Source organism: Rickettsia senegalensis, assembly GCF_056135685.1.
The window spans coordinates 1,213,852-1,237,939 of record NZ_JBVYTQ010000001.1; the positions used below are offsets into that span (position 1 = coordinate 1,213,852).

The window sequence follows — 24,088 nt, forward strand, 5'->3', positions numbered from 1 at the left end:
TGCGAGCGAACATTAGTTCGCGTGGCAATCTCAGGATTTTTGCCCGAGATTGCTTCGTCAAATTACTTATGTAATTTTTCTCGCAATGACAATTCGGTATTAACACACCCTCATTATATATAATCATTTATAACACTACAAACTGCAAATAAAATTAATTAAAATTCCTTAAATAATTTTAATATTATGTAATCTTAGCTAACTTTTACATTATAAATAGCTATTGTGACAAAAATGTTATAAAAAAATGTTGCTTTCTTTTACATTCAGCATTAACGTATATATTTAGGCTTTGATTAATATTTTTAAGGTAAATTGTAATGTCACAACTCGAAGTTTTAATAGTAGACGATGAAGAGAGTATACGAAATCTCATTGCTGCAAATTTGAAAGATGAAGGCTTTAATCCTAAGGTTGCCGCTAATAGTACGCAAGCTCTTAAAATACTTTCCGAAAAACCGGTCTCTGCAGTTATACTTGATATTTGGCTTCAAGGAAGTGAAATTGATGGGCTTGGGATTTTAGAGATAATTAAAAAACGCTATCCTTTAATGCCGGTAATAATTATTAGCGGTCACGGTACTATAGAAACAGCAGTAAATGCTATAAAAATGGGTGCTTACGATTATATAGAAAAACCTTTTAATAATGATAAATTAGTTATTTTACTTAAAAGAGCTTGCGAAGTAACAAAGTTAAAACGTGAAAATATAGATTTAAAATCAAAAGTTATAGATAAAACTGAATTAGTAGGTGGATGTTCGGTAACTTTAAAATATAAAATGGAAATAGAAAAGGCAGCTAGCTCTAGCAGTCGTATAATGATTCATGGTAAAGTCGGTAGCGGTAAAGAACTTGCAGCAAGGTTAATTCATAAACAATCTAAAAGGGTTAATAATCCGTTCATTATTTTCAGCCCTACCTGTATGACTACAGAAAAAATTAACCAAGAATTATTCGGCGAATCAGAAAAGCAGGAAAATCATACCAAACGCCCTACTATCTTAGAATTTGCCAATAACGGTACTTTATATATAGATGAGGTTAGTAATGTTCCTATTCCTATCCAAGTAAAATTATTAAAATTCCTTAAAGATCAAACTATTACAAAGCCTTGTGGAAAAAATATTAAAGTTGATATAAAAATTATCACCGGTACTTCTAAAAATATTCAAGATGAAGTTAATAACGGCAAATTCCTAGAAGATCTATATTACCGCCTTAATGTATCTTCTCTAAAAGTACCTTCATTATATGAGAGAAAAGAAGATATACCACTACTTGTTAAATATTTTGTTAAGCAGCTTTCAAAATTTTCAGGTTTAAAAGAACGTAACTTTGCTGATGAAACTATCGCTGCTCTTCAATCCTATGAATGGCCGGGTAATATTAGACAATTACGTAATGTAGTTGAATGGACTTTAATTATGAATCCGCTAACTACAGGTAATAATGAAATTATCAAACCTTATATGATACCTTCCGAAATATTAGCAAATAGTGCTAATCTCACAAAACTTGAAGATAGTTTTGATATGTTATCTATGCCGCTTAGAGAAGCCAGAGAAGTTTTCGAGCGTCAATATCTATCGGCACAAATGAGTCGTTTTAATAATAATATTTCAAAAACATCTTCATTTGTCGGTATGGAAAGATCGGCTTTGCATCGTAAATTAAAATTATTAAGCTTACATATACCTCCTACAAATAGAATAAATGAAGAAGAATATGAGGAAGCAAATGCTTAAAGTCATATCAATAATTACTATTTATTTGTTATTAAGCAGCTGCTCCGAATCTACTCGTGATGCGAATGGATTACTTACGGATAGCCAAAGCACGGTAATTCGGAATTATATAATATCGCAAAATTCTAAAAACCTTAAAGTGAACCTTAAAGAGAAGTTCGGTTCAAATTTAAAAGGAGTCAAATTAATAGGAGTAAAGCTAATAAATGAAGATTTATCAGGAATAGATTTAACTTCCTGCGAAATATTACGTGCTGATTTTGCAGGTAGTAATTTAGAAAAAGCTATACTTACAAATGCTATAATTCAAGAAAGTAATTTTGCAGATTCGGTAATAAAAAATATTTCTGGGTATAATTCTGACTTTCAAGGTTCAATTTTTAACAAAATAACATTACAAAATACAAATTTTGTTCAATCAAATTTTAGCGATACTGCTTTTAATAAAACTACTATAATAAATGTCAACTTTGAGAATTCTAAGTTTAGTCATGTATTATGGAGTGATAATACTATTGACGGTGTTAATTTTCAAAAAACTAACCTAAAGAATAATAGCTTTAAAAATACTAATATAACAAATTCAATATTTTACGGTACGGATTTAGAAAAAAGTGTAATAAATAACACCGATTTTACTAATAATTATTTTGAATCTAGCGACCTAAGTCAAACTAAATTAACAGCAGTAATAATTAAGGATTCTAACTTCACACAAAGTATTTTTAATGAAGTAAACTTTAATAACGTACAAAGTAATAACTCTTTCTTTTCATACGCTTCCTTTCAAGATTCAACATTACAGAATATTAGCCTTACTAAATGTGATTTACAAAATAGTACAATTAGTAGTTCAGTGTTAAATCATTTTAAAATCGATAATGCTATATTAAATAATATGAGTCTAAACGATAACAAATTTAATAATTTATCAATAAAAAATAGCAATGCTAATTTTGTAAGGATTAATAAAACTAAAGGCTCAAATATTACTTTAGATAATATAAGCTATACTAATAATATTTTTAGCAATAATGATTTTAAACAATTTATAGTGATTAATACTGACTTAAACAACAGTGAAATAATAAACTCAAATATAACTAACGGACAATTTAATAATGTAAATTTTTCTAAATCTTTAATACAAAACGTAAATTTTTCAGATGTTAAAATTACTTTAGGTAATTTAAACCAAGTGGCTCTAATAAATTCTAATCTAACAAATACTACGGTTATTAACTCCGTCCTTTCTAATTCACAAATAAATAATATTAACTACCTAGCATATTCCGGTTTTATTAATACTAATGTTTCTAATAATATTATTTTAAATAGCGATAATTCGAGCAAAATTCCACCAAATAATATAGTAATAAGTTCGGTAAAAGATTTGCAAAAAATAACTAACTTAACAAATATAAATTTAACAAATCTTGACTTAAGTAGTTTAGTATTTAATGGAGTAGATTTTTCAAATAGTATCTTTAAAAACGCTAATTTAACAAATACGGTAATAAAAAATTCTATTTTAAAAGAGGCTAATTTTTCTGCAGCAATACTTACTAAAACAGATTTTTCAAACTCAATATTAATAGATAGCATATTTAAATCAGCTAAAATTGATCAGGCTAATTTTAATAATTCCGACCTCACAAATACCGATTTTACCGAGGCGGTAATTAAAGATACTGCGTTTGATAAAGCTAAAACAGGCGAAATGAAGGGGGTGGAGTAGTTTTTGTTCATGTCATTCCTGCGTGGATAAAAAAACTTATTAGATGTCATTCCTGAGAAAGCAGGAATCCAGAAAAAAAGTATAAATACAGCAAATTTTTGAAATTAAATGTAGAAGTCAAGATTTAATCTTACAGACATTATAAAAATTATATCTGAATGTCTGATAAGTTATGACTGTCAGATGAGTATTCAAGATATAAGATTTCGTTATTCTTTTCAACAGCTAACTTTTTACTATCCATAAAAGTCTGCATAGGTGTTTTTCCATAGCAATATTTACCGGAATGCGGTCTTTCATTATTATAATATTCTAGCCAAATATCAAGATCTAGTTGTAGATCATCAAGATCAGTATAGATCTTTTTACGCATAGCAGTATCAAAGAATTCTTGTTTCATAGTTTTATTAAAACGTTCACACATACCATTTGTTTGAGGAGAATATGCTTTAGTAGTAGTATGCTCAATACCCTCAATGCTTAAGAACAATTCAAAAGCATGATGTTCTATATTACCTTTATACTCACCACCTCTATCAGTTAAAATACGAAGTACTGGTATTTGCTGACTCTCATACCATGGTAACACTCTATCATTAAGCATGTCAGCAGCGGTAAGTGCTGTTTTATCAGTATATAGTTTAGCCTCTGCAACCCGAGTGTAACTATCAATAAACACTTGAGAATATACCTTGCCTATGCCTTTAAAATTACCTACATAATATGTGTCTTGGCATCCTAGATAACCTGGATGCTGTGTATCAATCTCACCATGAGCTTCTTTCTCGCTACGCCGTTTCTCTAATACTTGTAACTGAGCTTCGGTAAGAACAATACCATCCTGAGCCATTTTGGCTTCTAATGCTTTAAGTCTTTTATTGATATTATTTAAATCATTACGTAGCCAAATAGATCTAACTCCTCCAGGTGATACAAGAATACCAGTCTTTTTAAGCTCATTTGATACTCGCAGCTGACCATAAGCGGGGTATTCTATTGCCATATCTAATACTGCTCTCTCTACGGCAGGATCAACTCTATTCGCTATAATTGGCTTCTTCCGACTAATCTCATATAATGCTTCTTCTCCTCCTGTTTCATATAACTCTTTAAACCTATAATAACTGTCTCTACTGTAACCCATAGCTTTATATGCTGACGATATACTACCAAGACTCCTAGCTAATTCTAGTAATCCTATTTTTGGCTTTATTATTTTTTGATTTAGATTCATCTCTAATCCTCCATTTAATATTATCTTAATTTTACTAAATGTAAGATTAAATCTCAACTATTACAAATTAAAAGCTCGATTTATCTCGCTTTATGCTGGATTCCCGCATCCGTGGGAATGACATAAATCGATCCACGCAACAAGACTGCTAAAAGCAGAAATGACATAGAAATTACCGTTGGTTTCCCTTGGAAGGCTTTCCTTTATTAACCTTAGGAGTATTGGAAGGTACCAATGGACTATTACCTCTTCTAGCAGGACTTTGCTTCTTCATTCTATTAATAATTCGTTGTTGTTTAAGATTATTTATTTTTTGTCTTCCGGCTATCCTTATAGATTTAGTAATTTTGGCAGTTTCTACAAATATTTCCTGAGGAGTTTGTATCTGATCAATTTGCTCATAATGTTTTTTAAGAAACTCTTCTTTTATTTTTGACTTTACTCCTTTCAAATCAATATATGTTTTATATAACTTCTTTAATTTTATTTTAGATTCTTTTATTTGTTGTTTGGAAGATTTTTGAGGATGTGATTTAATCGAATTAACAAGACTACTGCCTATTGCTTTTATAATATTAACTGCAGGCGAAGCTATTTTCTTTATTCCTTCATAAATTTTACCGAGTCCTCTAGCAATAACATCTAATATTTTAAGCTCATATTCTTTAGATATAGGAGGGGTATCCCTAATAATATCTCTAGCTTCAGTTAGATTGTTAGCTAAATTAAATAATGCTTTTTTCTCCTCTAAATCAGTAGATCGATTAGCATATGAACTAGCTATATCTGCCTGAGCATCTATAGTATCGGTAATTATTGATTTAGTATCATTAAAAGAAAGGTCTATATGTGTCTTTTTTTGCGTTATAGGACTATCTTCTCTTAATTTATCTAGCCTATCACGTATTTCTTGGTCTTTTTGAGCATTTAGAGCTTTACTTTTTTGTTCTAATTTAACCTCGGATTGTATCTTCTCAACTAGCTTATCTACCTCATCATCGGATTCATAACCAGAGTCATAACCGGATTTTTTTGTGGGGGTATAAGGTCTATCTTGGAGCTTTGCAAATCTTTCTTCTAATTCTTCAAGTGTTGGAGGAGTGCCCTTAAGTTTTGCTAGTCTTTCTTCTAATGCTTTTATTATTTGGTCGTCTTGCTTTTTCTTAGACATATATACCTCTGTAATAATTCTCAATTATTAATAACATAAATTACTAACTAAAATAAAGTATTTTTTGACACGAACTAAGGTATAATTGCATAAAACCAAGTTATGTAAGTAATATAAATATTAAGAATAATCGCCGGCAGTATTATTGTCTAGACTCATGCCTGCTATTTTAATGCTGCTATCTTCAAAATGTAGATATTGGGTGACCTCACTTATTATTCCTGCTTTAGCTATTGCTGCAAAAACAGTACCGGTAAGGTCTTTAACTGTACAAGCTATTTCAAAAAAATGATCTTTTATGTGATTATCTACTTTTACAAAATCATCAGAATTAAAATTCTTTCGCGCTAATAGTATTTCTAATACTTCCTGTTTATGTTTCGATAAACTGCTATATTCTCTAAGAGCGGCATATTCTGTATTCTCTATAGTACTCTCTTTGCTAAACTTCTTTTCAATAAATTTAGCAAGTTTATTTAAATGATATCTCGATACTCTAGCATCCCAAATTTCTTGAACTTCCGGAGTTGAAGCGTTATAAGCATTAATACAATCGTCACCTTGTAAATTCTCAAGTTCTTTTATAGACAACAGCAAATTTTTAATAGACCCTTTAGTAGGATGGTGTCGTATTAACGAATCATCACATAATATATCTATATTATCAGGTATTTGCACGCCAAACCTAACAAGCAACTTAGTCATTTCCAAGTGTTCAAATTCTACACCATTTTCATCTTTATAAATTACAAAAAGTTTTTTCACAGTAGAATAGCTTATATTATGCCTCAAATATTCAGCATTAATATTTGCACCTTTTTTTCAGTAAAAGCTTGGCAGCTTCAATATTATTACCTTCAAATGCCGAATGAAAAGCCGTATGAGTTCCTTCAGAAGCTTCTGTATTTACGGTAAAAATATTATTATCAAGTGAATAATTTATAATATTTAAAGAATCTTCTTCTGCAGCAATATTAAGTAAATTTGCTTTTTCGCCACCTTCGTCTATTATAAAATGTAAATCCCCTCCATTTTTAACAAATTCTTCTAATATAGGGACTAGATCATTTCTAGCAGCTAAACTTACTATTTCTTCTGCTGTACAATTTCCCCACGCTTCTTGAGCTGTTAATATTTCTTTTTCTGACCAACTATTTATTTTTTTACCTAATTCAAAAAATAGTGCTTTTAATTCTTCTGACATATTTTAACCTAATTTAATTTTAACCATGTTATATGGTAAATTATAGTAAAAAATAACTTGAATTTTTAATGAGTTATAAATACTTTTTTAAAAAGCTCTCAAGGTCATCCCAGCAAAAGCAGGGATTCAGTAATAAAAAGGTATAAATATATTGAATTTTCAATGTTAAAAGCTCAATTTATTTCGCTTTTTTCTGGATTCCCGCTTTCGCGGAAATGACATATCAAACAGCTTAGAATCTAGAAAAACATAACATTTTCAGAATATAACTTTATACATTCTTCTTTTTTAACCACTCCCTAACTTCATCAGTAGTGTAAGTTTTAAAATCAGGAGCATTAATTCTTTGTAAGGCAATTTTAGCGTCTTCCGAAACTTCTTGTATTTCCTTTAGATAATATTCAATTGCTTTACGTGCTATATACCCTTTTGACCTGTCTAAGCTTTTTGCAGAGCATGTTAAACTATCATTTAGTTCATCCGGAATAGTTAAGTTAGGTCTTGCCATCTTTTGACCTATATTTAAATTAATAACACACCATGACACATAATAACACGTTATGACACAAACTACAAACTGATATTTAATAAATTATAAATATATGAAGAGTTGGTATACGAAGCCAATTTTTTAAATTCAGCGAGTATACTTATCCATCACGTCAGACATGATTTTACGAGCTATTGGGGCGGCGGCTTTACTACCTCCTCCTCCATGGTCAACAAAAACAGTAACGGAATAACGAGGATCGTGATAAGGAGCAAATCCTAAGAATAAAGCATGATTACGCCTCTCCCAGGCAATAGAGTCACGGCTTAAATCGTCTTTAGCATTTAGTTTGCCTCGCACCTGCGAAGTACCTGTTTTACCGGCAAGTTGCCTATTTTCGCCTAGAATTCTATTATAATACGCCGTACCTCCCGCAACATTCACGGTATTATACAAGCTTTCTTGTATTATTTTGATATTTTCAGGCTTAATATTAACATTATAAAATTCCGGATCGTTTTTTAATATTCTAGGTGTATATAATTTACCGTTACTTGCAATAGCCGTAATAAATCTTGCAAGCTGCATCGGCGTTACTCCTAAAAATCCTTGCCCGATTGCTAAATTAAAACTATCCCCTATTGACCAAGGGAGCTTTAATTTTTTCTTTTTCCACTCTTTTGACGGTACAAACCCGCTACTTTCAGGAGCTAAATCAATACCGGTCTTTGAGCCGAGACCAAATTCTCTTGCAACTTCAAGAATTTTATCCGGACCTACTATTCTGGCTAACTCATACATATAAATATTGCAGGAATGCTTTAAAGCAGACATCATATCTACCGTCCCGTGTCCGCTATGATTCCAGCATCTAAAGCTATTAGTACCAAGAACAGAACTACCGTCACAAAAAACGGTTTTATTAGGATTAATACCTACTTCAAGAGCCGCAAGTACGGTCATTATTTTAAAAACCGAACCGGGAGGATAAGAATTTTGTATTACCTTATTAATTAAAGGTTTATAAGGATCACTCGTTAAACTCTGCCAATAATTTTCCGATAATTTACTGAAATTATTTGATTCAAAACCCGGTGTGGAAGCACAAATTAGTATGTTTCCGGTTCTAGTATCCATAACTATTGCCGAAGAACCTTTAGGATTTAAATATTGCTGGATATTTTGCTGAAGAGAAGCATCGATATTTAAATACATATCTTCACCCGATTTAGTGGGGGTTCCTGCTATTTCTCGTACCTGCTTACCATAAGCATTTACTTCAACTTTTTTATAACCGAATTCTCCTCGTAATTTATTATCGTAATATTTTTCGATACCGGATTTACCAATATTAAAATCGCTTAAGCTATGTATATTTAACTCTTTCTTCTCTTGTTCATTTATTTGACCTAGATAACCTATTAAGTGAGAAGTAACACTTGAAAAAGGATAAAACCTTAAATATCCTATATCGATAAATATTGAAGCCAGTTTATGCTTTTGTTCTTCAATCATTGATACTTGCTGCCAATCAAGCTGATCAGATATTATTAAAGGAGTGTGGCGACTAGATTTTTTAATTTTTTGCTTAATATAATTATATTTTTCCGGAGATAAATTTAAAATATTACTAATTATTTCTAATTCATCCCGATAATTATTATTAATGCTCCTATCTATTACTAGCTGATAACATGGTTTATTAGTAGCTAAAATATTGCCGTCTAAATCGTAAATTCTTCCTCTAGTCGGCGAAAGTACAACGAAATTAATACGATTCTTATCCGATAAAGTCTTATATTCTTCACTTTTAATAAGCTGTAAATAAAACATTCTTATTCCAAGCAGTGATAAAAATCCGAGTTTACCGAGTCCAATTATAAAGGCCCTTCGTGAAATTAACTCACCATGTAGTATTTTTTTATTTAACATACTTTTTAAAGTAATTCATAGGAGAGTCAATTATAAGACGAACTATATTATAAGAAAATATAGTTGTTAAAAATTGAAAGAAAATTATTAAATATCCGTCTACTTCTAGCTTCTTGATTGTTATTAGTAAATATTTAAAATTCAATATAAATAAGAAATAAACACAAAAAACAACAAAATTTATCAAATAGTTTTTAGCTATAAAAAATTTTGAAGAGAGTTTATATATTATATATGCCGACAAAAAAACTAACGAATTTGTACCGATGGGCATACCGCTTATTTGATCTATCAATAAACCGAGAAAAAATATTCCAAAAACATTTAAGGAATATAACGACATAAAGTAATAAATAAATATAATTTCTATCGCCGGGAAAATGCTACTTTGAATGCCTATTTTATAGCTCACTAACGGAAATAATATTATAAAAAAACATAGCAAAGCAAACAGCAATTTTAATATTATCCGTAAGCTATTTTTATATATGTCCTGTTTTATCTTTAACATGAATTATCTTATTTTCTGTCATTCCCGTGAAGCATTGTTGCATAGATCTGCTTTTCGTCACTGCGAGAAGAATTACGTAGTAATTCGACGAAGCAATCCAGTAAAAATGCTGATTTACAGAATTTTTTTAATCTTTTTCTGGATTGCCACGTCGCTTCGCTCCTCGCAATGACGACTGGGAGTCCACGCAAGCAAGCCTTTCTCGCAAGGCGTTGTTGCGTGGAGATTAAAAAAAGTCAATATAGCGCTTAGAGTATAAAAATAATTAAATTTTATATAATTCTAAAAGCTATATTGAGCTTTCCCAAGGGCAATCATTTCATTTAATATATTTATCTTAGTAATTACTTCGTTTTTTCTTCCTTTCTCTGTTTTTTGTTGTAAGTTAAAGCCAAACGTTCGCTTCAACCTAAACATAAACGATTCAACCCTTAACCTTTGATGATAGCCGCTATTAATTTTCCATGCTTTTAAACCTTCATCAAAATTTTTATATTCTCTAATTCCTTTTATTACTTTATCTCTGTAAGCTAAATGTTCTTTCTCTACCTTGCTTTTATTCTTTAATTCATCTTGTGACTTAGATGTTCGTGCTGGGGGCATTAAATCTTGTGCTCCCCAATCATATATTATCTTTCTAAACTCCTGCGTATCATAAGCTCCATCTGCTATAACGGTTTTAGCTTTGCCTGTTATCTCTTTGCTCATATCACCAACAACTTCACAGTCGTTTGTGTTACTATCCGTATAGGCTACAGATAGTACTTCCATACTATCTAAATCGACTGCTACATGTATCTTCTTCCACTGTTCTCTCTTACGATATAATCCATCCTTACCGTTATAATCCATCCTTACCGTATTTCCTTTGATGCCACCCACTGGTGCTATATACATTTACTCCGGTACTATCAAATACTATCTCTTTCCCTGAACCTTTCTCTTGTACTCCAATATTTTTTACTCGTAACTTTAGCTTACTAGCGATTCTTGATGCATGGGCATAATCCGGTATTCTTAAATCCTTACCCGCAAATATTTTGCTAAACATTCCTTCTGCAAATCCGCTTGTTGCTCGCCATGGCAATCTTAATAACAGCTTAATTGTTAGCAAATATTCATACATCTTGCTATTATATCTTCTCGCTCCTCCTTGCCTCTGTTCCCCTCCATAATATAACTCTTTTAAATATTCTTCACAAAATGTGAAAATTATTGTTCCTCTTTTCTTTAAACTTCTGTTATATTCTTTCCAGTTGCAAACTTTTTGTAGCTTTGACATACACACTTGTGGTTAAGTTTTTTGTCGATTTACTACTTTTCTTAGTTCGCAGCTACTTTTTTTATATCTACGCAACAAGGTCTTGCAGGAATGACGACTCAGTTATCCACTACAAAATATAAATTAATATTCTATTTTGTACAGTTTTAATAATTAGGGTTAGGTCTTTTATCATCGCCGCTAAGCTCTAATTCTCCTTGTTCATTGAAATTTAAGGAGAAAAACGGTTGTTTTGTTATAATATTATTTCTTAGTGCTAGGTGATCAAAAGACTTAAGACGTCTGATAGATCTAGTGCTATTAGGTTTATTTGTTTTTTTATTTTTTGACATAAAAACCTCCTTACTAAATGTCATTCCTGCGAAAGCAGGAATCCGGCGTAAAGCGAGATAACCTCAGCTTTTAATTTCAAAAATTTGCTTTATTTATACTTTTTCCCTATAGATTCCTACTTTCGCAGGAATGACATAAGTGAGCTATGCGGGTAACGCCAATTTTTGAAGTTCTATCTTATTATATCTCAACTCTCTTCCTCACTTTGTTCTATCGGCTCTAAACCATATAAAGATATCATACGCTCAAAAACTCTACCGGCAGTAGGGGCAGCCGTCCAGCTTGCCGTTGCAAAGCCAAAGCTTTCTTTAGTCGGTTTCGGCTCATCAAATCTAATAAAAATAACGTATTGCGGGTTAGATGCAGGTAGCACTCCTAAAAACGATGAAGCTCTACTATTTTTTAGATATTTCTTTTTCCCCCCTGCACCTGGAGAAAGCTTTTCTGCCGTACCGGTCTTACCGCCGATAAGATAGCCTTTAACCTCCGCTCTTTTACCGTTACCTTCTTTTACTACCGATCTAAATAATTTCTTCATTTGGGTAGAGGTATTTTCACTAAAAACTTTTGTACCTATTACTTTTTCATCCTTTCTTTTTAATAAAGTAAGATCATATAAAGTACCTCCGTTAACGACCGGTAACATTGCTCTAACAAAATGCAAAGGGCTAATCGAAATGCCGTAGCCGTACGACATAGTAACACTAGTTAACTCATTCCATCTTTTCTCGGAGGGAAATAACGGGGTACCTCGTTCAGGTAATTCTATTTGTAACTGATCTAATAGACCTAATTTCTTTAAGTATTTTTTAAAATTGCTTTTACCGATTTCAAGCATAATTTGACTTGTACCAATATTTGAAGAATATAGAAAAATCTCAGGTACACTATGCCACCCTTGCCTTGGTGTATAATCCTTAAGCTGGAATCCCCCTACTTTCATATAGCTTATATCATAAGCATCATTCATATTTATTGCACCGGTATCAAAACCGACTGCCATAGTTAATGCCTTAAATACCGAACCCATTTCATAAATGCCGAGACTTGCTATATTAAACAGCTCTTCCGGTTTGGCCAAACTCGGATGATGAGGATCGAAATCAGGCTTATTTACTAATGCTAAAATCTCACCATTATTTGGATCGGCAATAATGCCTACTGCTCCTATGGCCTTAAATTGCTTTAAAGTTTTATCAATCTCTTCACTTAAAATACTTTGTAATCTGATATCAATAGATAATTGAAGTGGCTCTTTCCGATTCTTTGATTCGTTTAATTCATAATCAGAATTAGTTAAATATTTATCGTAAGCGAGTTCTAAACCACTAAGCCCTGCCGAATCTCTACCTACATAACCGACAACATGCGACAATAAATTAGAAAAAGTATAAATTCGTTTCTGCTCGTCTTCAAATTCAAAACCAAGTAACCCTAGGCTAGTTATTTTTTCCTGCTGACTAGGTAATAAATCCCTTTTTACCCATATAAAGCTTTTATTTGACTTAAGTTCCGCAAGTAATTTGGCTTTATTAATATCAGGTAGAATTTCTGCTAATTTTTTTACGGAAGTTTCAGGATCGAGAACTATTTGTGGATTAGCGAATAATGACGCAGAAGGTAGGTTAACTGCTAATAAATTACCGTTTCGGTCAACTATTTCTTTTCTAAATTGATGATTTTTTTTAAAGGAATTAATATTTTTATCGTAAACATTCGTAGCAACGATTATCAATCTGTAAGATAAAGTGCAAAAAAGAAAAGAAAAGCCACAAATAACCATTAATAATCGGATTTTTGTATTTTTACTACAAACATTCCAAATGATCAAACTTTTAATTGCTGGTTTCCATTTTTCCAAAATTTGTTTCATATATTATTTATGGTGTTTTAAGTAGGTAGTAGCCTCGTCATTGCGAGGAGAAACTATAAGTTTTGACGAAGCAATCTCGTGTCAAAACCTGAGATTGCCACGCTCCTTTCAGTCGCTCGCAATGAGGTCTAAGGCTTAGTCCTACTCGAAACAGTTTGTATATACTTATTATTCGTAATTCTTTTGTAACGCCATTTACTACTCTTTGAAATACTAATATTATGATTAAATTTAATATTTTGATCGATATTTGGTCCTAACGGATCTTTTATCATTTGATAAGATTTAACTGTTTCTAATTTTAAATAAGCTGCCGCAAGTTTTTCTAATCTAGCCGGCAAAAGTAGATAAGCTTGCTCTGCTTTTAAAATATGAATATTATTATTCTCACTATTTATCTGTTTTACAACGCTACTTAATTGATAATCAAGAGTTGAGACTCGCTCTTTTATACTAAACAAACTACATATTGCTATAATTGTTATCAATAATATTAAATAGTGAAACTTTCTTATAGTCATAACTAAATTACTCTTGTATTTCCTATAATACTTAGACAATTTTTTAAAAGCATTCGATATCATTCCCGCATAGGCGTTACCTGCGTGGATTCCCGGTCCGTCATTGCGAGGAGCGAAGCGACGTGACAACCTCATGAAGTAATAACAAATTCCTGAGATTGCTTCGTCAATTACTTCGTAATTTCCTCGCAATGACGGAAAAATCGGTCCATGCCACAATAACATCGACTATAGTATCTTTTTTGCCGCTCGAAGTTTTGCCGACCTTGCTCTAATATTTAGCCCTACTTCCTTATCTGACGGTGCTAGAGCTTTATTAGTAATAATCTTAAGCCATTTATTTGGATCAATTACCATATCGTCTTTAGCATATTTCGACCTTGCTACCGGCTTTTCTGAATTTTCTTTAAAGAAATTCTTAACTATTCTATCTTCTAGAGAATGAAAAGAGACAATAACTAACCTACCGTTTTTGTTCAATATATCTTGCACATTCGCTAAAAATCTCTCAAGCTCGCCAAGCTCATTATTGATATAAATCCTAATAGCTTGAAAGGTTTTAGTAGCAGGATCGATTTTGCCTTTTCTAAATCCTATACTGCTCCTTACAATCTGAGCTAGTTTACTTGTGCTATCGATTCTCGCCGTTTTTCTATATTCCACAATTCTCTTAGCAATTCTTCGTGAAAAGCTCTCATCACCGTATTTATAAATTACATCGGCAAGCTCTTTTTCCTCTGCAATATTTACAAACTCCTCGGCACTAAGCCCCTGCCCGCTCATACGCATATCAAGTGGTCCATCATGTAAAAACGAAAATCCTCTATCTGCTATATCTAACTGCATTGATGAAACGCCTAAATCCAGCACTACCCCATCAATTTTTTTTTCCTTAAGCTTTGCAAAACTATCCGCAAAATTCGTTTCTATAAAATCAAATCTCTCACCGTAATTTTGCTTAATTTCTTCGGCTTTTTTAATCACATTTGGATCACGATCCAAAGCTGTGATATAACAGTCACAGCTTTCTAATATTGCTTTGCTATATCCTCCTGCTCCAAACGTACAATCTAGATAAGACTCACCGTCTTTTGGAGCTAAATTTGCTAGCATTTCATTTAGCATTACCGGTATATGTGGCTGCTGCATCAATTCGCATTCCTTAGAGTTAAACGCTTTTCATGAGCAATTTTTTGAGCGGAATTTAAATATTCTTTAAAATTCTGCGGCTGCCAAATTTCAAAAATCACTCCCTTACCTACAAAACATGCTTGCTCTTCTACCTCTGCATGCTGCATTAAAGATTGCGGCAATATAATTCTTCCCTCCCCATCAAACGGAAGCTGCACGGCTTCCCCGAATATCATAGTCTCAAAGGCATCACGCTCTTCGGAATATGGATCAAGACTCTCAATCATCTGTCTTAATTTCTCAATATGCGAAATACCGCACGCCTCTATACAATTATTCCTAATTGACGGATAAGCAATTACACCGTTAAATAATTCTTTCCCTAGTACCGCACGGTAATTCGCCGGCACTGACACCCTACTCTTTTTATCAACGCCATTTACATACTTAGATAAAAATACATTCATTGGTATAATTTGGGTTAATTTGGGTTTTTATGGTAATTTATAGGATATTATAGGAATATAACGTAGTCAAGCGTTTTTAACAGATAGGAGTTAAATTATTAATAATCGATGTCATTCTCAGCTAAAAGCAGGGATCCAAAAAAAAATTATAAATACAGCAAGTTTTTAAAATTAAAAGTGGCGGTTATCTCGCTTTATGAGGGACTCCTGCTTTTAGCTGAGAATGACATAAGGCAAGCTTCTCGAGCCATACACCAAAAGCAAAGGTCACTCGCAATGACGTAAAATCTTGACATATGCTTTAAATCAAACTAAACTAAGTTAGTTTAAACTGGTTAAAAATTTGAAGGCTTGAAATGCAAATAGTTAACATTCATAATGCAAAAACTCATTTATCCGAATTAATAAAATTAGCTGCAAACGGTAAAGAAGTCATTATATGCAAATCAGGCAAGCCTACTGTTAAGCTTGTGTAATATAATCCTAAGAAGCAAATGCGTAAACCTGGCTATTGGAAAGGTAAAGTTGTTATAAAAGAGGATTTTGATGATTTGCCTGATGATTTTATGGAGTTTTTTAAGTAATTGGCTCAGATGAAATATTTATTAGATACACATATTTCATTGCAGTGGTTAAATAATGATAGAACTCTGTCGCATAAAATATCAGAAATTATAGCTAATCCTGATAATATAATTTTCGTAAGCAGTGTAAACACATGGGAGATTACCATTAAAAAATCTTTAGGAAAGCTAGAAGCTCCAAATGACATAGAAAAAGCCATTGAAGCTAATGATTTTCAAAAATTACCGATTACAATAGAACATAGCACCTATATTGCAAATTTACCGTTATACCATAAAGACCCCTTTGATAGACTATTGATAGCACAAGCAATAGTAGAAGGGTTAACTCTACTAACTTGTGATACTCAAATTCCTAAATATTCAGTGCATATAATTTGTAATAGTTGAGATTTAATCTTACATTTAGTAAAATTAAGATAATATTAAATGGAGGATTAGAGATGAATCTAAATCAAAAAATAATAAAGCCAAAAATAGGATTACTAGAATTAGCTAGGAGTCTTGGTAGTATATCGTCAGCATGTAAAGCTATGGGTTACAGTAGAGACAGTTATTATAGGTTTAAAGAGTTATATGAAACAGGAGGAGAAGAAGCATTATATGAGATTAGTCGGAAGAAGCCAATTATAGCGAATAGAGTTGATCCTGCCGTAGAGAGAGCAGTATTAGATATGGCAATAGAATACCCCGCTTATGGTCAGCTGCGAGTATCAAATGAGCTTAAAAAGACTGGTATTCTTGTATCACCTGGAGGAGTTAGATCTATTTGGCTACGTAATGATTTAAATAATATCAATAAAAGACTTAAAGCATTAGAAGCCAAAATGGCTCAGGATGGTATTGTTCTTACCGAAGCTCAGTTACAAGTATTAGAGAAACGGCGTAGCGAGAAAGAAGCTCATGGTGAGATTGATACACAGCATCCAGGTTATCTAGGATGCCAAGACACATATTATGTAGGTAATTTTAAAGGCATAGGCAAGGTATATTCTCAAGTGTTTATTGATAGTTACACTCGGGTTGCAGAGGCTAAACTATATACTGATAAAACAGCACTTACCGCTGCTGACATGCTTAATGATAGAGTGTTACCATGGTATGAGAGTCAGCAAATACCAGTACTTCGTATTTTAACTGATAGAGGTGGTGAGTATAAAGGTAATATAGAACATCATGCTTTTGAATTGTTCTTAAGCATTGAGGGTATTGAGCATACTACTACTAAAGCATATTCTCCTCAAACAAATGGTATGTGTGAACGTTTTAATAAAACTATGAAACAAGAATTCTTTGATACTGCTATGCGTAAAAAGATCTATACTGATCTTGATGATCTACAACTAGATCTTGATATTTGGCTAGAATATTATAATAATGAAAGACCGCATTCCGGTAAATATTGCTATGGAAAAACACCTATGCAGACTTTTATGGATAGTAAAAAGTTAGCTGTTGAAAAGAATAACGAAATCTTATATCTTGAATACTCATCTGACAGTCATAACTTATCAGACATTCAGATATAATTTTTATAATGTCTGTAAGATTAAATCTTGACTTCTACATATAATTCAAGCTTGATATACAAAAAATTAATTTTTATTATGTTTTATTTGCAATAATTATTGATTAATGTTAATAATTATCTTACTTTTTATATAAATAAAAGTTAATTATGCCACAATTTAAAATAGGCTTTTTTAAAACACATAAAGATTGTAAAAATATAAAAACTACAACTCAATCAAACTCTAACTATCCACCAAAGAAAAAACTACTGAAACAAAAATTAAGCCTCAAGGTAAAATATATAAATATGATCTCAACCAAGATATTTGGACACCGGATACTGAACTTCTTGGAATAGATTATGATACATAATTATAGATCTAGTATTCTTAACCAGATATATATTATTGTGGACTAACACTAAATTTTGAATTTCAAAAATCTAATTTATGTTTAAAATACCTATAGATAATGTTATTGTATTCATATATCTAATATCTATTCTACTCATTGGTATATATTACCGAGCTAAACATAGTAGTTTTAAGAACTATGCAAATGTCGAAAGTAAAGCGAAAAATAGTAAACTGTTATTAATAGCTACAATATTTGCAAGCTCTGTCGGAGGTGCTACCACTTTCGGTATTATGGAAAAGGTTTTTTTAAGACATGGATATTATGCCTATGCTTTGATGCTTACAATACCTATAGATATATTAATTGCGATCTATATAGTGCCTTTAATTGCCAAACATTACGGAGCTGAAAGCATCGGCGATATCCTGAGTACATATTACGGTAACATCGGTCGTTTTACCGGCGGTGTTAGCTCAGTCATTGTTTCAGTAGGGTTTTTGGCTGCTCAAATAAGCGTAAGTGGCTATATTTTTCAATATATCTTAGAAATAAATTATGTAAATGGAGTAATTTTAAGTTATAGTATAGTACTTATATATACTACAATCGGCGGCTTACAATCTATTGTTTTTACTAATTTACTACAATTTTTGGCAATGATAATCGCTATACCGACCATAACTTTTATCAGTTTAAATAAAATCGGTTTTGTAGATTTTATTGATAACCTACCTACGGAAAATGTAAATTTTGATCAGAGCAACCTACTTTCTTATACGATTGCAGCAACTTTAAGCTTTAGCGTCATGAATCTATATCCTACATTTATTCAAAGAGCTTTAATTAATAACAATCCTACGCAAACAACTAAAGCAATATATGCAAAATCCGCTATATATTTTTTCTTCTTGATTTGCATTACTTTAAACGGTTTAATTGCTTATAAGCTTTATCCAAACCAACCGTCAAATTTAGTATTACCTTATTTAATCAACCAAATTATTCCGCCTTTAATTCAAGGGGTAGTAATGAGCGGACTCTTAGCTGCCGTTATGTCTACTGCCGATTCTGATTTAAACGTTACTTCTATAGCTCTCGTTAAGGACATAATTAACCCTATACTTAAAGTAAAAAATCAGCAAAAATTATTATTAATTGCTCGAATTATTAACATTATAATAGGAAGTTTTGCGATAATTGTAGCCTTAAAATTTAGTAACGTAATTGATTTAGTAGTGTTCTTTACCGGTTTCTGGGGACCAGTAATATTAGTACCGTTAATAACAACGCTTTTCGGTATCAGAACATCTAAAACCGTAATGGTCTTATCATCACTCGGCGGAGCAGCTACTTTTTTAACGTGGGAATATTATTCTTTATCGTTACAATATTTCAACCTTAGAGGGGTGTTTATAGGAACGATGATGAGTCTTATGATATTTATTTTTGGTCGAAACGTCATTGCGAGCAGCCATATGCCCGAACCGTCATTACGAGGAGCGAAGCGACGCGGCAATCTCAATCTCATGAAATAATACTCCTGAGATTGCTTCGTCGAATTACGTTGTAATTCTTCTCGCAAGGCGTTGTTGCGTGGAGATTAAAAAAAGTCAGTATAGCGCTTAGAGTATAAAAATAATTAAATTTTATATAATTCTAAAAGCTATATTGAGCTTTCCCAAGGGCAATCATTTCAGGTCGTGCCTCCGTATTGCAGTTTAGAGTAAATAGTCTATAATCCTCAAACAGTAATAAGAGAGAATTATAGTTAAGGAGTTATGGCAAAAATAGATGTTAAGTGTAGATATTGTAACAACACAGAAGAAGTAATAAAGTCAGGATATTCAATTTCAAAACAACAGAGATATCAATGCAAGCGGTGTAATCGATATTTTTAATTGGAGTATATTAATAATGCATCTAAGCCTGGAGTTAAGGAGCAAATAGTAGAAATGTCAATCAACGGCTCTGGAGTTAGAGATACAGTAAGAGTATTAAAAGTGGGTATCAATACAGTTATCCGTGTTTTAAAAAAATCTAGTATTAAAAAACAATAAATCATTCTATCAGTACAACAGAAGTAATTATTGCTCCTGAGATAGATGAACAATGGTCTTATGTACAGAATAAATCCATACAACGATGGCTTTGGTATGCCTTGGATAAGATTTCGTTAAAAGTAGTTGCTTATACGTTTGGTACAAGATGTGATAGCACATTAGAATCATTACTGAAAAAACTAGAGAATTTCAAGGTGACTTTTTACTATACAGATGGATGGGGGAGTTATGCTAGGTTATTAGACCCTAAAAAGCATATTATCAGTAAAAAATACACTCAACGGATAGAACGAAGTAACTTGAACCTTAGAACGAGATGCAAGAGGCTTGCACGTAAGACAATCTGCTTTTCCAAGTCATTGGATATTCATGATAAGGTTATTGGTACTCTTATTGAACGTATAGCTTTTTAATAGGCATAACTGCAATATGGAGGCATGACCCTAAATTTAATATATGTTTCTAATTATATTTAAAGTTAGGTCAATCTTTATGCTGCCAATTCCATATCATGAGCTATAAATATTTATTTTATAACTCATACTACCATATAATTATGAGTTATAAAATTAGTTTTTTCTATATGAAACTGATATTTAAAACAAATTATTGCTATTACGTACATAATGTGGTACACTTGATTATAAAACTTATTGTAGAGATAATATTGTGGCTATTTACACAAGCTCGCAAGCACGAGCTAAATTATTTACTCTTATTGATGAAACAAATAAAACTCATGAGCCTATTTATATAAAGGGAAAACGTAATAATGCGGTAATCATATCAGAACAAGATTACGAGGGATTACAAGAAACTTTATATTTGTACTCTAAACCAGGCTTAGTAAAAAGAATCATTGAAGCTAGTAAAGAACCGTTAGAAGAATGTATTAGCCATGAAGAAGCATGGAAATGATATATACTATACTGTACACAAAAAAAAGCAATTGAAGATATACAAAATTTAAAAGCAGCTAAATTAGCCGATAAAGCAGAAAATTTATGTAAATCCTTAACAATAAATTCAATGCCATTAAATAGTAAAAAACTTTATCGCGATTTAGTTGGTAAACGTTCTATAAGAATTAATTTACAACATAGACTGGTTTATGAAATATTAGAGGATAAAAAAATTATAAAAATACTTAGCATGTGGGGACATTATGAGTAATTATTCATAAGCTCTTATGCAACGTTCTAAAAATCATCTCGGCAAGTGACTTGTTAATACCGTTTACTTTAGTAAGCTCATCTATTGTTGCATCACATACTGCTTTATAAGAACCGAAATAGTACAGCAATGCTTTTTTACGAGTTTCACCTATACCATCTATATCATCAAGGCTTGATAATTTTATGGCACGCGATCTACCGAGTCTATGATTCTTTATGGCGAAATTATGCGCCTCATCCCGCAAGATTTGTAAATATTTCATAATCGGCAAATTTTTATCCAGAGTAAATACTTCTTTACCTGTCATATGGAACTGCTCAAGACCGGCATTTCTATCTACTCCTTTTGACATACAAACAAAAGGAATATTCATTTCAAATTTATCCATTACCTCTTTAACTACGCCTAAATGCCCCCTGCCGCCGTCTATAATCATCAAACTTGGCAATTTATGCGGTTCATTCTTAAGTCTAGTTAATCTTCGTGTTAAAACTTGCCTGAGCATTTCATAATCGTCACCTACAATGTCATACCCGTCATCTTTTATGTCATTCCTGCGAAAGCAGGAATCCATTAACCTTTCTGGATCCCCGCTTTCGCGGGGATGACATACGAGAGAGCGGGAATGACATAATAGAGCACTTGAATGATATATATTTAAATTAAAAACCCGGTATTCCTTTTTATCAAAACCGGCTTTACCGGCAACTACCATAACGCCGACTGCAAACTTACCTTGAATATGACTATTATCATAAATCTCAATTCTTTCAGGAATTTCAGAAAGACCAAATAGCTCTTTGATTTCAAGCATAATCTCTTGATTTTTTGCAAATTTCTTCAAATATTGCTCTAGAGAGAATAAAGCATTTATTGCGGCATTCTGAACTAGCTTGGCTTTACCGCCACTAATAGGTATTATAATATTGAGTTTAGTAATATTATTGATTTTTTTAATCGCCTCTATCACATTCTCTTTATCATTAATTTCATGATTAATTATAATTTCCGCAGGAACTTGTTGTTTTTGATAAAATTGTAATAAAAAATATTCTAATACTTCTTCTTTGGTACTATTTTCAGTAGAAGTAGGAAAATAAGGAATATTACCGCATGCTTGCCCTGCCCTATATAAAAACACTTCCACACAATAATGTCCGTTCTTTTCTACAATAGCGATTATATCTGCGTCTTTAACAATATCTGAAACACCTGCCTTAAGCTGCACATAACTAAGTGCCTTAATACGGTCTCTAATTTCTGCCGCCTCTTCAAAACGCATCTGACTACTTAGTTCTTCCATCTTTTTAGATAAGTTCTCTTGAAGTTCTTTAGTACGACCTCGTAAGAAATCTTTAACCTGAGATACTAAGCCCTTATAGTCCTCCTTATTTATTTTACCGACGCAAGGAGCATAACAACGTTTTATTTCATATTGCAGACAAGGACGAGTACGTGAATTAAAGTAATTATCCGCGCAGGAACGTAATTTAAAGATTTTTTGCAATTTCGTTAAAGTAGTATTAACTTTCGCACTCGAAGCAAAAGGACCGAAAAACTTCCCGTCACTTAGAGTTTTACCTCGATATTTTAGCAATTGCGGGAAATCATGATCTAAACGTAACTTGATGAAAGGAAAAGACTTATCATCCTTAAGAAGAATATTAAATTTCGGCTGAAATTTTTTGATTAGTTGGGCTTCTAAAAGGAGTGCCTCAACTTCGGAATTAGTGATGCTATACTCTAAAAAACAAGTATTTGCAATCATCCGAAGCGTCTTATTATCTAAATCGCTTTTAATGTAATTAGTAAGGCGTTTCTTTAAATTTTTAGCTTTACCGACATAAATCACCTGCTTGTTAACATCAAACATCCGATAAACCCCGCAGCGTTCGGGAGCATCTATAAGTTTAGATTTAATTAACTCACTTCCGGTAATTTCTAGGGTCATATTGTTTAGCCTATCGTCATTGCGAGGAAAATTACGAAGTAATTGGCGGAGCAATCTCAGGAGTAGGGGTTTGTTATTATTTCATGAGATTGCCACGCAGCTTATAGCTGCTCGCAATGACGTTTTTCTTAATTCCCTGTTTTATTATACGGATTATCATTTGCTACTTTAACATTAACCGTTTTTGTCGTGTTATCATCGAAGAAAAAGGTTATTTTAAACTCATCTCCTGCGTTTAAATCTACTTTCGGGTCATAAAGCATAACATGCATGCCACCGGGCTTAAAATCAACGTTAATATTACCGGCAATTGAAAATGGATAATCGACTTTTACCATTTTACTAACTCCTTGATCATTAATTGTTTGATGGATTTCTATTCCGCTTATCTTATCTGAAGATATATTCACTAAATTATAACTCTTACTTCTAGTATTTATTAATGTAAAATACATAGCAGAATTGCTAACTTTACCTTGCACATTTGTTGTAGGTCTTGCCCAAGGCTGGGCAAAGTTAACGGCTGCCTCTGCAGGTAATATATCATTGGGCTGATCAGAAGAAGAATTTGTAGAATTAGGATTTTGAGTTGTTTGGTCATCAGCATAGCTTACTGCACAAATTAAAGTTATAAAACCGACTAATAAAGTTTTTAACATAATAATACCTTTGCTAAATTAAAATTGAATATACATCTAATAAATGAAGAGTTGGTTAACGAAGTTTAATTTGGAAAAGAGCAAGGCATCTTGAAGCTGATAAACGCTGCGCACATACTAGTACGTGAGGATTATCAACAAAAGATAACGTAGC

At 32.1% G+C, this 24,088-nt stretch carries 24 protein-coding genes and 1 pseudogene; 9 read left to right on the forward strand and 16 right to left on the reverse strand.

Annotated features, from left to right (window positions below):
* Positions 1–320: 320 nt before the first annotated feature.
* On the forward strand, positions 321–1,748 hold the full coding sequence (locus AC0ODJ_RS06675) for a sigma-54-dependent transcriptional regulator (protein WP_218460426.1): 1,428 nt from the start codon (positions 321–323) through the stop codon (positions 1,746–1,748).
* On the forward strand, positions 1,741–3,486 hold the full coding sequence (locus AC0ODJ_RS06680; RefSeq protein WP_474465820.1) for a pentapeptide repeat-containing protein: 1,746 nt from the start codon (positions 1,741–1,743) through the stop codon (positions 3,484–3,486). Before AC0ODJ_RS06675 ends, AC0ODJ_RS06680 begins: the two co-directional genes overlap by 8 nt.
* Positions 3,487–3,634: 148 nt before the next feature.
* Here the strand turns inward: AC0ODJ_RS06680 and AC0ODJ_RS06685 are convergent, their stop codons facing one another.
* The 14 genes from AC0ODJ_RS06685 to mraZ all read right to left on the reverse strand — a co-directional run bounded on the left by AC0ODJ_RS06685 (position 3,635) and on the right by mraZ (position 15,635).
* On the reverse strand, positions 3,635–4,720 hold the full coding sequence (locus AC0ODJ_RS06685; RefSeq protein WP_121834048.1) for an IS481 family transposase: 1,086 nt from the start codon (positions 4,718–4,720) through the stop codon (positions 3,635–3,637).
* Positions 4,721–4,892: 172 nt separating this feature from the next.
* Complete coding sequence (locus AC0ODJ_RS06690) at positions 4,893–5,891, reverse strand: hypothetical protein (RefSeq protein WP_474465823.1); 999 nt, start codon at positions 5,889–5,891, stop codon at positions 4,893–4,895.
* A 120-nt stretch (positions 5,892–6,011) separates the two neighbouring features.
* On the reverse strand, positions 6,012–6,656 hold the full coding sequence (locus tag AC0ODJ_RS06695; protein WP_474465464.1) for a hypothetical protein: 645 nt from the start codon (positions 6,654–6,656) through the stop codon (positions 6,012–6,014).
* Between the two features lie 37 nt (positions 6,657–6,693).
* Positions 6,694–7,095 carry an ankyrin repeat domain-containing protein gene (locus AC0ODJ_RS06700; RefSeq protein ID WP_218460323.1) on the reverse strand — a complete coding sequence of 134 codons (402 nt, stop codon included), beginning with the start codon at positions 7,093–7,095 and terminating at the stop codon, positions 6,694–6,696.
* Between the two features lie 271 nt (positions 7,096–7,366).
* Entirely contained in the window at positions 7,367–7,603 is a 237-nt protein-coding gene (locus tag AC0ODJ_RS06705; RefSeq protein WP_474465467.1) for a hypothetical protein, read from the reverse strand.
* 129 nt (positions 7,604–7,732) lie between these two features.
* A complete protein-coding gene (gene mrdA, locus AC0ODJ_RS06710) occupies positions 7,733–9,517 on the reverse strand; it encodes a penicillin-binding protein 2 (RefSeq protein ID WP_474465469.1) in 1,785 nt (594 codons plus the stop codon).
* On the reverse strand, positions 9,507–10,028 hold the full coding sequence (locus AC0ODJ_RS06715; RefSeq protein ID WP_218460326.1) for a hypothetical protein: 522 nt from the start codon (positions 10,026–10,028) through the stop codon (positions 9,507–9,509). The genes mrdA and AC0ODJ_RS06715 overlap by 11 nt, the downstream gene beginning before the upstream one ends.
* 282 nt (positions 10,029–10,310) lie before the next feature.
* Positions 10,311–10,880, reverse strand: coding sequence for a transposase (locus AC0ODJ_RS06720; protein ID WP_474465473.1), 570 nt, complete (start codon positions 10,878–10,880; stop codon positions 10,311–10,313).
* A complete protein-coding gene (locus AC0ODJ_RS06725; RefSeq protein WP_121843865.1) occupies positions 10,870–11,310 on the reverse strand; it encodes a transposase in 441 nt (146 codons plus the stop codon). Before AC0ODJ_RS06725 ends, AC0ODJ_RS06720 begins: the two co-directional genes overlap by 11 nt.
* A 146-nt stretch (positions 11,311–11,456) precedes the next feature.
* Entirely contained in the window at positions 11,457–11,642 is a 186-nt protein-coding gene (locus AC0ODJ_RS06730) for a hypothetical protein (protein WP_218460753.1), read from the reverse strand.
* Positions 11,643–11,830: 188 nt separating this feature from the next.
* Entirely contained in the window at positions 11,831–13,516 is a 1,686-nt protein-coding gene (locus AC0ODJ_RS06735) for a peptidoglycan D,D-transpeptidase FtsI family protein (protein WP_218460752.1), read from the reverse strand.
* Between the two features lie 128 nt (positions 13,517–13,644).
* Complete coding sequence (ftsL, locus tag AC0ODJ_RS06740; protein WP_218460751.1) at positions 13,645–14,037, reverse strand: cell division protein FtsL; 393 nt, start codon at positions 14,035–14,037, stop codon at positions 13,645–13,647.
* Positions 14,038–14,265: 228 nt separating this feature from the next.
* A complete protein-coding gene (gene rsmH, locus AC0ODJ_RS06745) occupies positions 14,266–15,186 on the reverse strand; it encodes a 16S rRNA (cytosine(1402)-N(4))-methyltransferase RsmH (protein ID WP_218460754.1) in 921 nt (306 codons plus the stop codon).
* Positions 15,186–15,635, reverse strand: a complete 450-nt coding sequence (mraZ, locus tag AC0ODJ_RS06750) for a division/cell wall cluster transcriptional repressor MraZ (protein WP_218460750.1) — start codon at positions 15,633–15,635, stop codon at positions 15,186–15,188. The genes rsmH and mraZ overlap by 1 nt, the downstream gene beginning before the upstream one ends.
* Positions 15,636–15,991: 356 nt before the next feature.
* Between mraZ and AC0ODJ_RS06755 the strand changes: the two genes are divergently transcribed.
* The 7 genes and pseudogenes from AC0ODJ_RS06755 to AC0ODJ_RS06785 all read left to right on the forward strand — a co-directional run bounded on the left by AC0ODJ_RS06755 (position 15,992) and on the right by AC0ODJ_RS06785 (position 21,321).
* A complete protein-coding gene (locus AC0ODJ_RS06755) occupies positions 15,992–16,111 on the forward strand; it encodes a type II toxin-antitoxin system Phd/YefM family antitoxin (RefSeq protein WP_218460749.1) in 120 nt (39 codons plus the stop codon).
* 117 nt (positions 16,112–16,228) lie between these two features.
* The gene (locus tag AC0ODJ_RS06760; RefSeq protein ID WP_218460748.1) at positions 16,229–16,609 is read left to right on the forward strand and encodes a type II toxin-antitoxin system VapC family toxin; all 381 of its coding nucleotides are present in this window, start codon (positions 16,229–16,231) and stop codon (positions 16,607–16,609) included.
* Between the two features lie 53 nt (positions 16,610–16,662).
* Positions 16,663–17,748, forward strand: coding sequence for an IS481 family transposase (locus tag AC0ODJ_RS06765; protein ID WP_127896995.1), 1,086 nt, complete (start codon positions 16,663–16,665; stop codon positions 17,746–17,748).
* Positions 17,749–18,180: 432 nt separating this feature from the next.
* Positions 18,181–19,623 carry a sodium:solute symporter family protein gene (locus AC0ODJ_RS06770; RefSeq protein WP_474465479.1) on the forward strand — a complete coding sequence of 481 codons (1,443 nt, stop codon included), beginning with the start codon at positions 18,181–18,183 and terminating at the stop codon, positions 19,621–19,623.
* A gap of 243 nt (positions 19,624–19,866) precedes the next feature.
* Positions 19,867–20,561: pseudogene (locus tag AC0ODJ_RS06775) on the forward strand (IS1 family transposase).
* Positions 20,562–20,817: 256 nt separating this feature from the next.
* On the forward strand, positions 20,818–21,066 hold the full coding sequence (locus tag AC0ODJ_RS06780; protein WP_218460074.1) for a type II toxin-antitoxin system Phd/YefM family antitoxin: 249 nt from the start codon (positions 20,818–20,820) through the stop codon (positions 21,064–21,066).
* Positions 21,067–21,105: 39 nt separating this feature from the next.
* Positions 21,106–21,321 carry a type II toxin-antitoxin system RelE/ParE family toxin gene (locus AC0ODJ_RS06785; protein WP_236682677.1) on the forward strand — a complete coding sequence of 72 codons (216 nt, stop codon included), beginning with the start codon at positions 21,106–21,108 and terminating at the stop codon, positions 21,319–21,321.
* Between the two features lie 4 nt (positions 21,322–21,325).
* Here the strand turns inward: AC0ODJ_RS06785 and uvrC are convergent, their stop codons facing one another.
* Together uvrC and AC0ODJ_RS06795 are read right to left on the reverse strand one after the other, a co-directional pair.
* Positions 21,326–23,275, reverse strand: a complete 1,950-nt coding sequence (gene uvrC, locus AC0ODJ_RS06790; RefSeq protein WP_218460072.1) for an excinuclease ABC subunit UvrC — start codon at positions 23,273–23,275, stop codon at positions 21,326–21,328.
* A 128-nt stretch (positions 23,276–23,403) separates the two neighbouring features.
* A complete protein-coding gene (locus AC0ODJ_RS06795; RefSeq protein ID WP_218460071.1) occupies positions 23,404–23,934 on the reverse strand; it encodes a copper chaperone PCu(A)C in 531 nt (176 codons plus the stop codon).
* Positions 23,935–24,088: the final 154 nt, after the last annotated feature.

Excerpts from the sequence above, each read along its gene's own strand:
- AC0ODJ_RS06675 (WP_218460426.1), top strand. The coding sequence starts at position 321 with ATGTCACAACTCGAAGTTTTAATAGTAGACGATGAAGAGAGTATACGA.
- AC0ODJ_RS06680 (WP_474465820.1), top strand. The coding sequence starts at position 1,741 with ATGCTTAAAGTCATATCAATAATTACTATTTATTTGTTATTAAGCAGC.
- AC0ODJ_RS06685 (WP_121834048.1), bottom strand. The coding sequence starts at position 4,720 with ATGAATCTAAATCAAAAAATAATAAAGCCAAAAATAGGATTACTAGAA.
- AC0ODJ_RS06690 (WP_474465823.1), bottom strand. The coding sequence starts at position 5,891 with ATGTCTAAGAAAAAGCAAGACGACCAAATAATAAAAGCATTAGAAGAA.
- AC0ODJ_RS06700 (WP_218460323.1), bottom strand. The coding sequence starts at position 7,095 with ATGTCAGAAGAATTAAAAGCACTATTTTTTGAATTAGGTAAAAAAATA.
- AC0ODJ_RS06705 (WP_474465467.1), bottom strand. The coding sequence starts at position 7,603 with ATGGCAAGACCTAACTTAACTATTCCGGATGAACTAAATGATAGTTTA.
- mrdA (WP_474465469.1), bottom strand. The coding sequence starts at position 9,517 with ATGTTAAATAAAAAAATACTACATGGTGAGTTAATTTCACGAAGGGCC.
- AC0ODJ_RS06715 (WP_218460326.1), bottom strand. The coding sequence starts at position 10,028 with ATGTTAAAGATAAAACAGGACATATATAAAAATAGCTTACGGATAATA.
- AC0ODJ_RS06720 (WP_474465473.1), bottom strand. The coding sequence starts at position 10,880 with ATGGATTATAACGGTAAGGATGGATTATATCGTAAGAGAGAACAGTGG.
- AC0ODJ_RS06725 (WP_121843865.1), bottom strand. The coding sequence starts at position 11,310 with ATGTCAAAGCTACAAAAAGTTTGCAACTGGAAAGAATATAACAGAAGT.
- AC0ODJ_RS06730 (WP_218460753.1), bottom strand. The coding sequence starts at position 11,642 with ATGTCAAAAAATAAAAAAACAAATAAACCTAATAGCACTAGATCTATC.
- AC0ODJ_RS06735 (WP_218460752.1), bottom strand. The coding sequence starts at position 13,516 with ATGAAACAAATTTTGGAAAAATGGAAACCAGCAATTAAAAGTTTGATC.
- ftsL (WP_218460751.1), bottom strand. The coding sequence starts at position 14,037 with ATGACTATAAGAAAGTTTCACTATTTAATATTATTGATAACAATTATA.
- rsmH (WP_218460754.1), bottom strand. The coding sequence starts at position 15,186 with ATGCAGCAGCCACATATACCGGTAATGCTAAATGAAATGCTAGCAAAT.
- mraZ (WP_218460750.1), bottom strand. The coding sequence starts at position 15,635 with ATGAATGTATTTTTATCTAAGTATGTAAATGGCGTTGATAAAAAGAGT.
- AC0ODJ_RS06755 (WP_218460749.1), top strand. The coding sequence starts at position 15,992 with ATGCAAATAGTTAACATTCATAATGCAAAAACTCATTTATCCGAATTA.
- AC0ODJ_RS06760 (WP_218460748.1), top strand. The coding sequence starts at position 16,229 with ATGAAATATTTATTAGATACACATATTTCATTGCAGTGGTTAAATAAT.
- AC0ODJ_RS06765 (WP_127896995.1), top strand. The coding sequence starts at position 16,663 with ATGAATCTAAATCAAAAAATAATAAAGCCAAAAATAGGATTACTAGAA.
- AC0ODJ_RS06770 (WP_474465479.1), top strand. The coding sequence starts at position 18,181 with ATGTTTAAAATACCTATAGATAATGTTATTGTATTCATATATCTAATA.
- uvrC (WP_218460072.1), bottom strand. The coding sequence starts at position 23,275 with ATGACCCTAGAAATTACCGGAAGTGAGTTAATTAAATCTAAACTTATA.
- AC0ODJ_RS06795 (WP_218460071.1), bottom strand. The coding sequence starts at position 23,934 with ATGTTAAAAACTTTATTAGTCGGTTTTATAACTTTAATTTGTGCAGTA.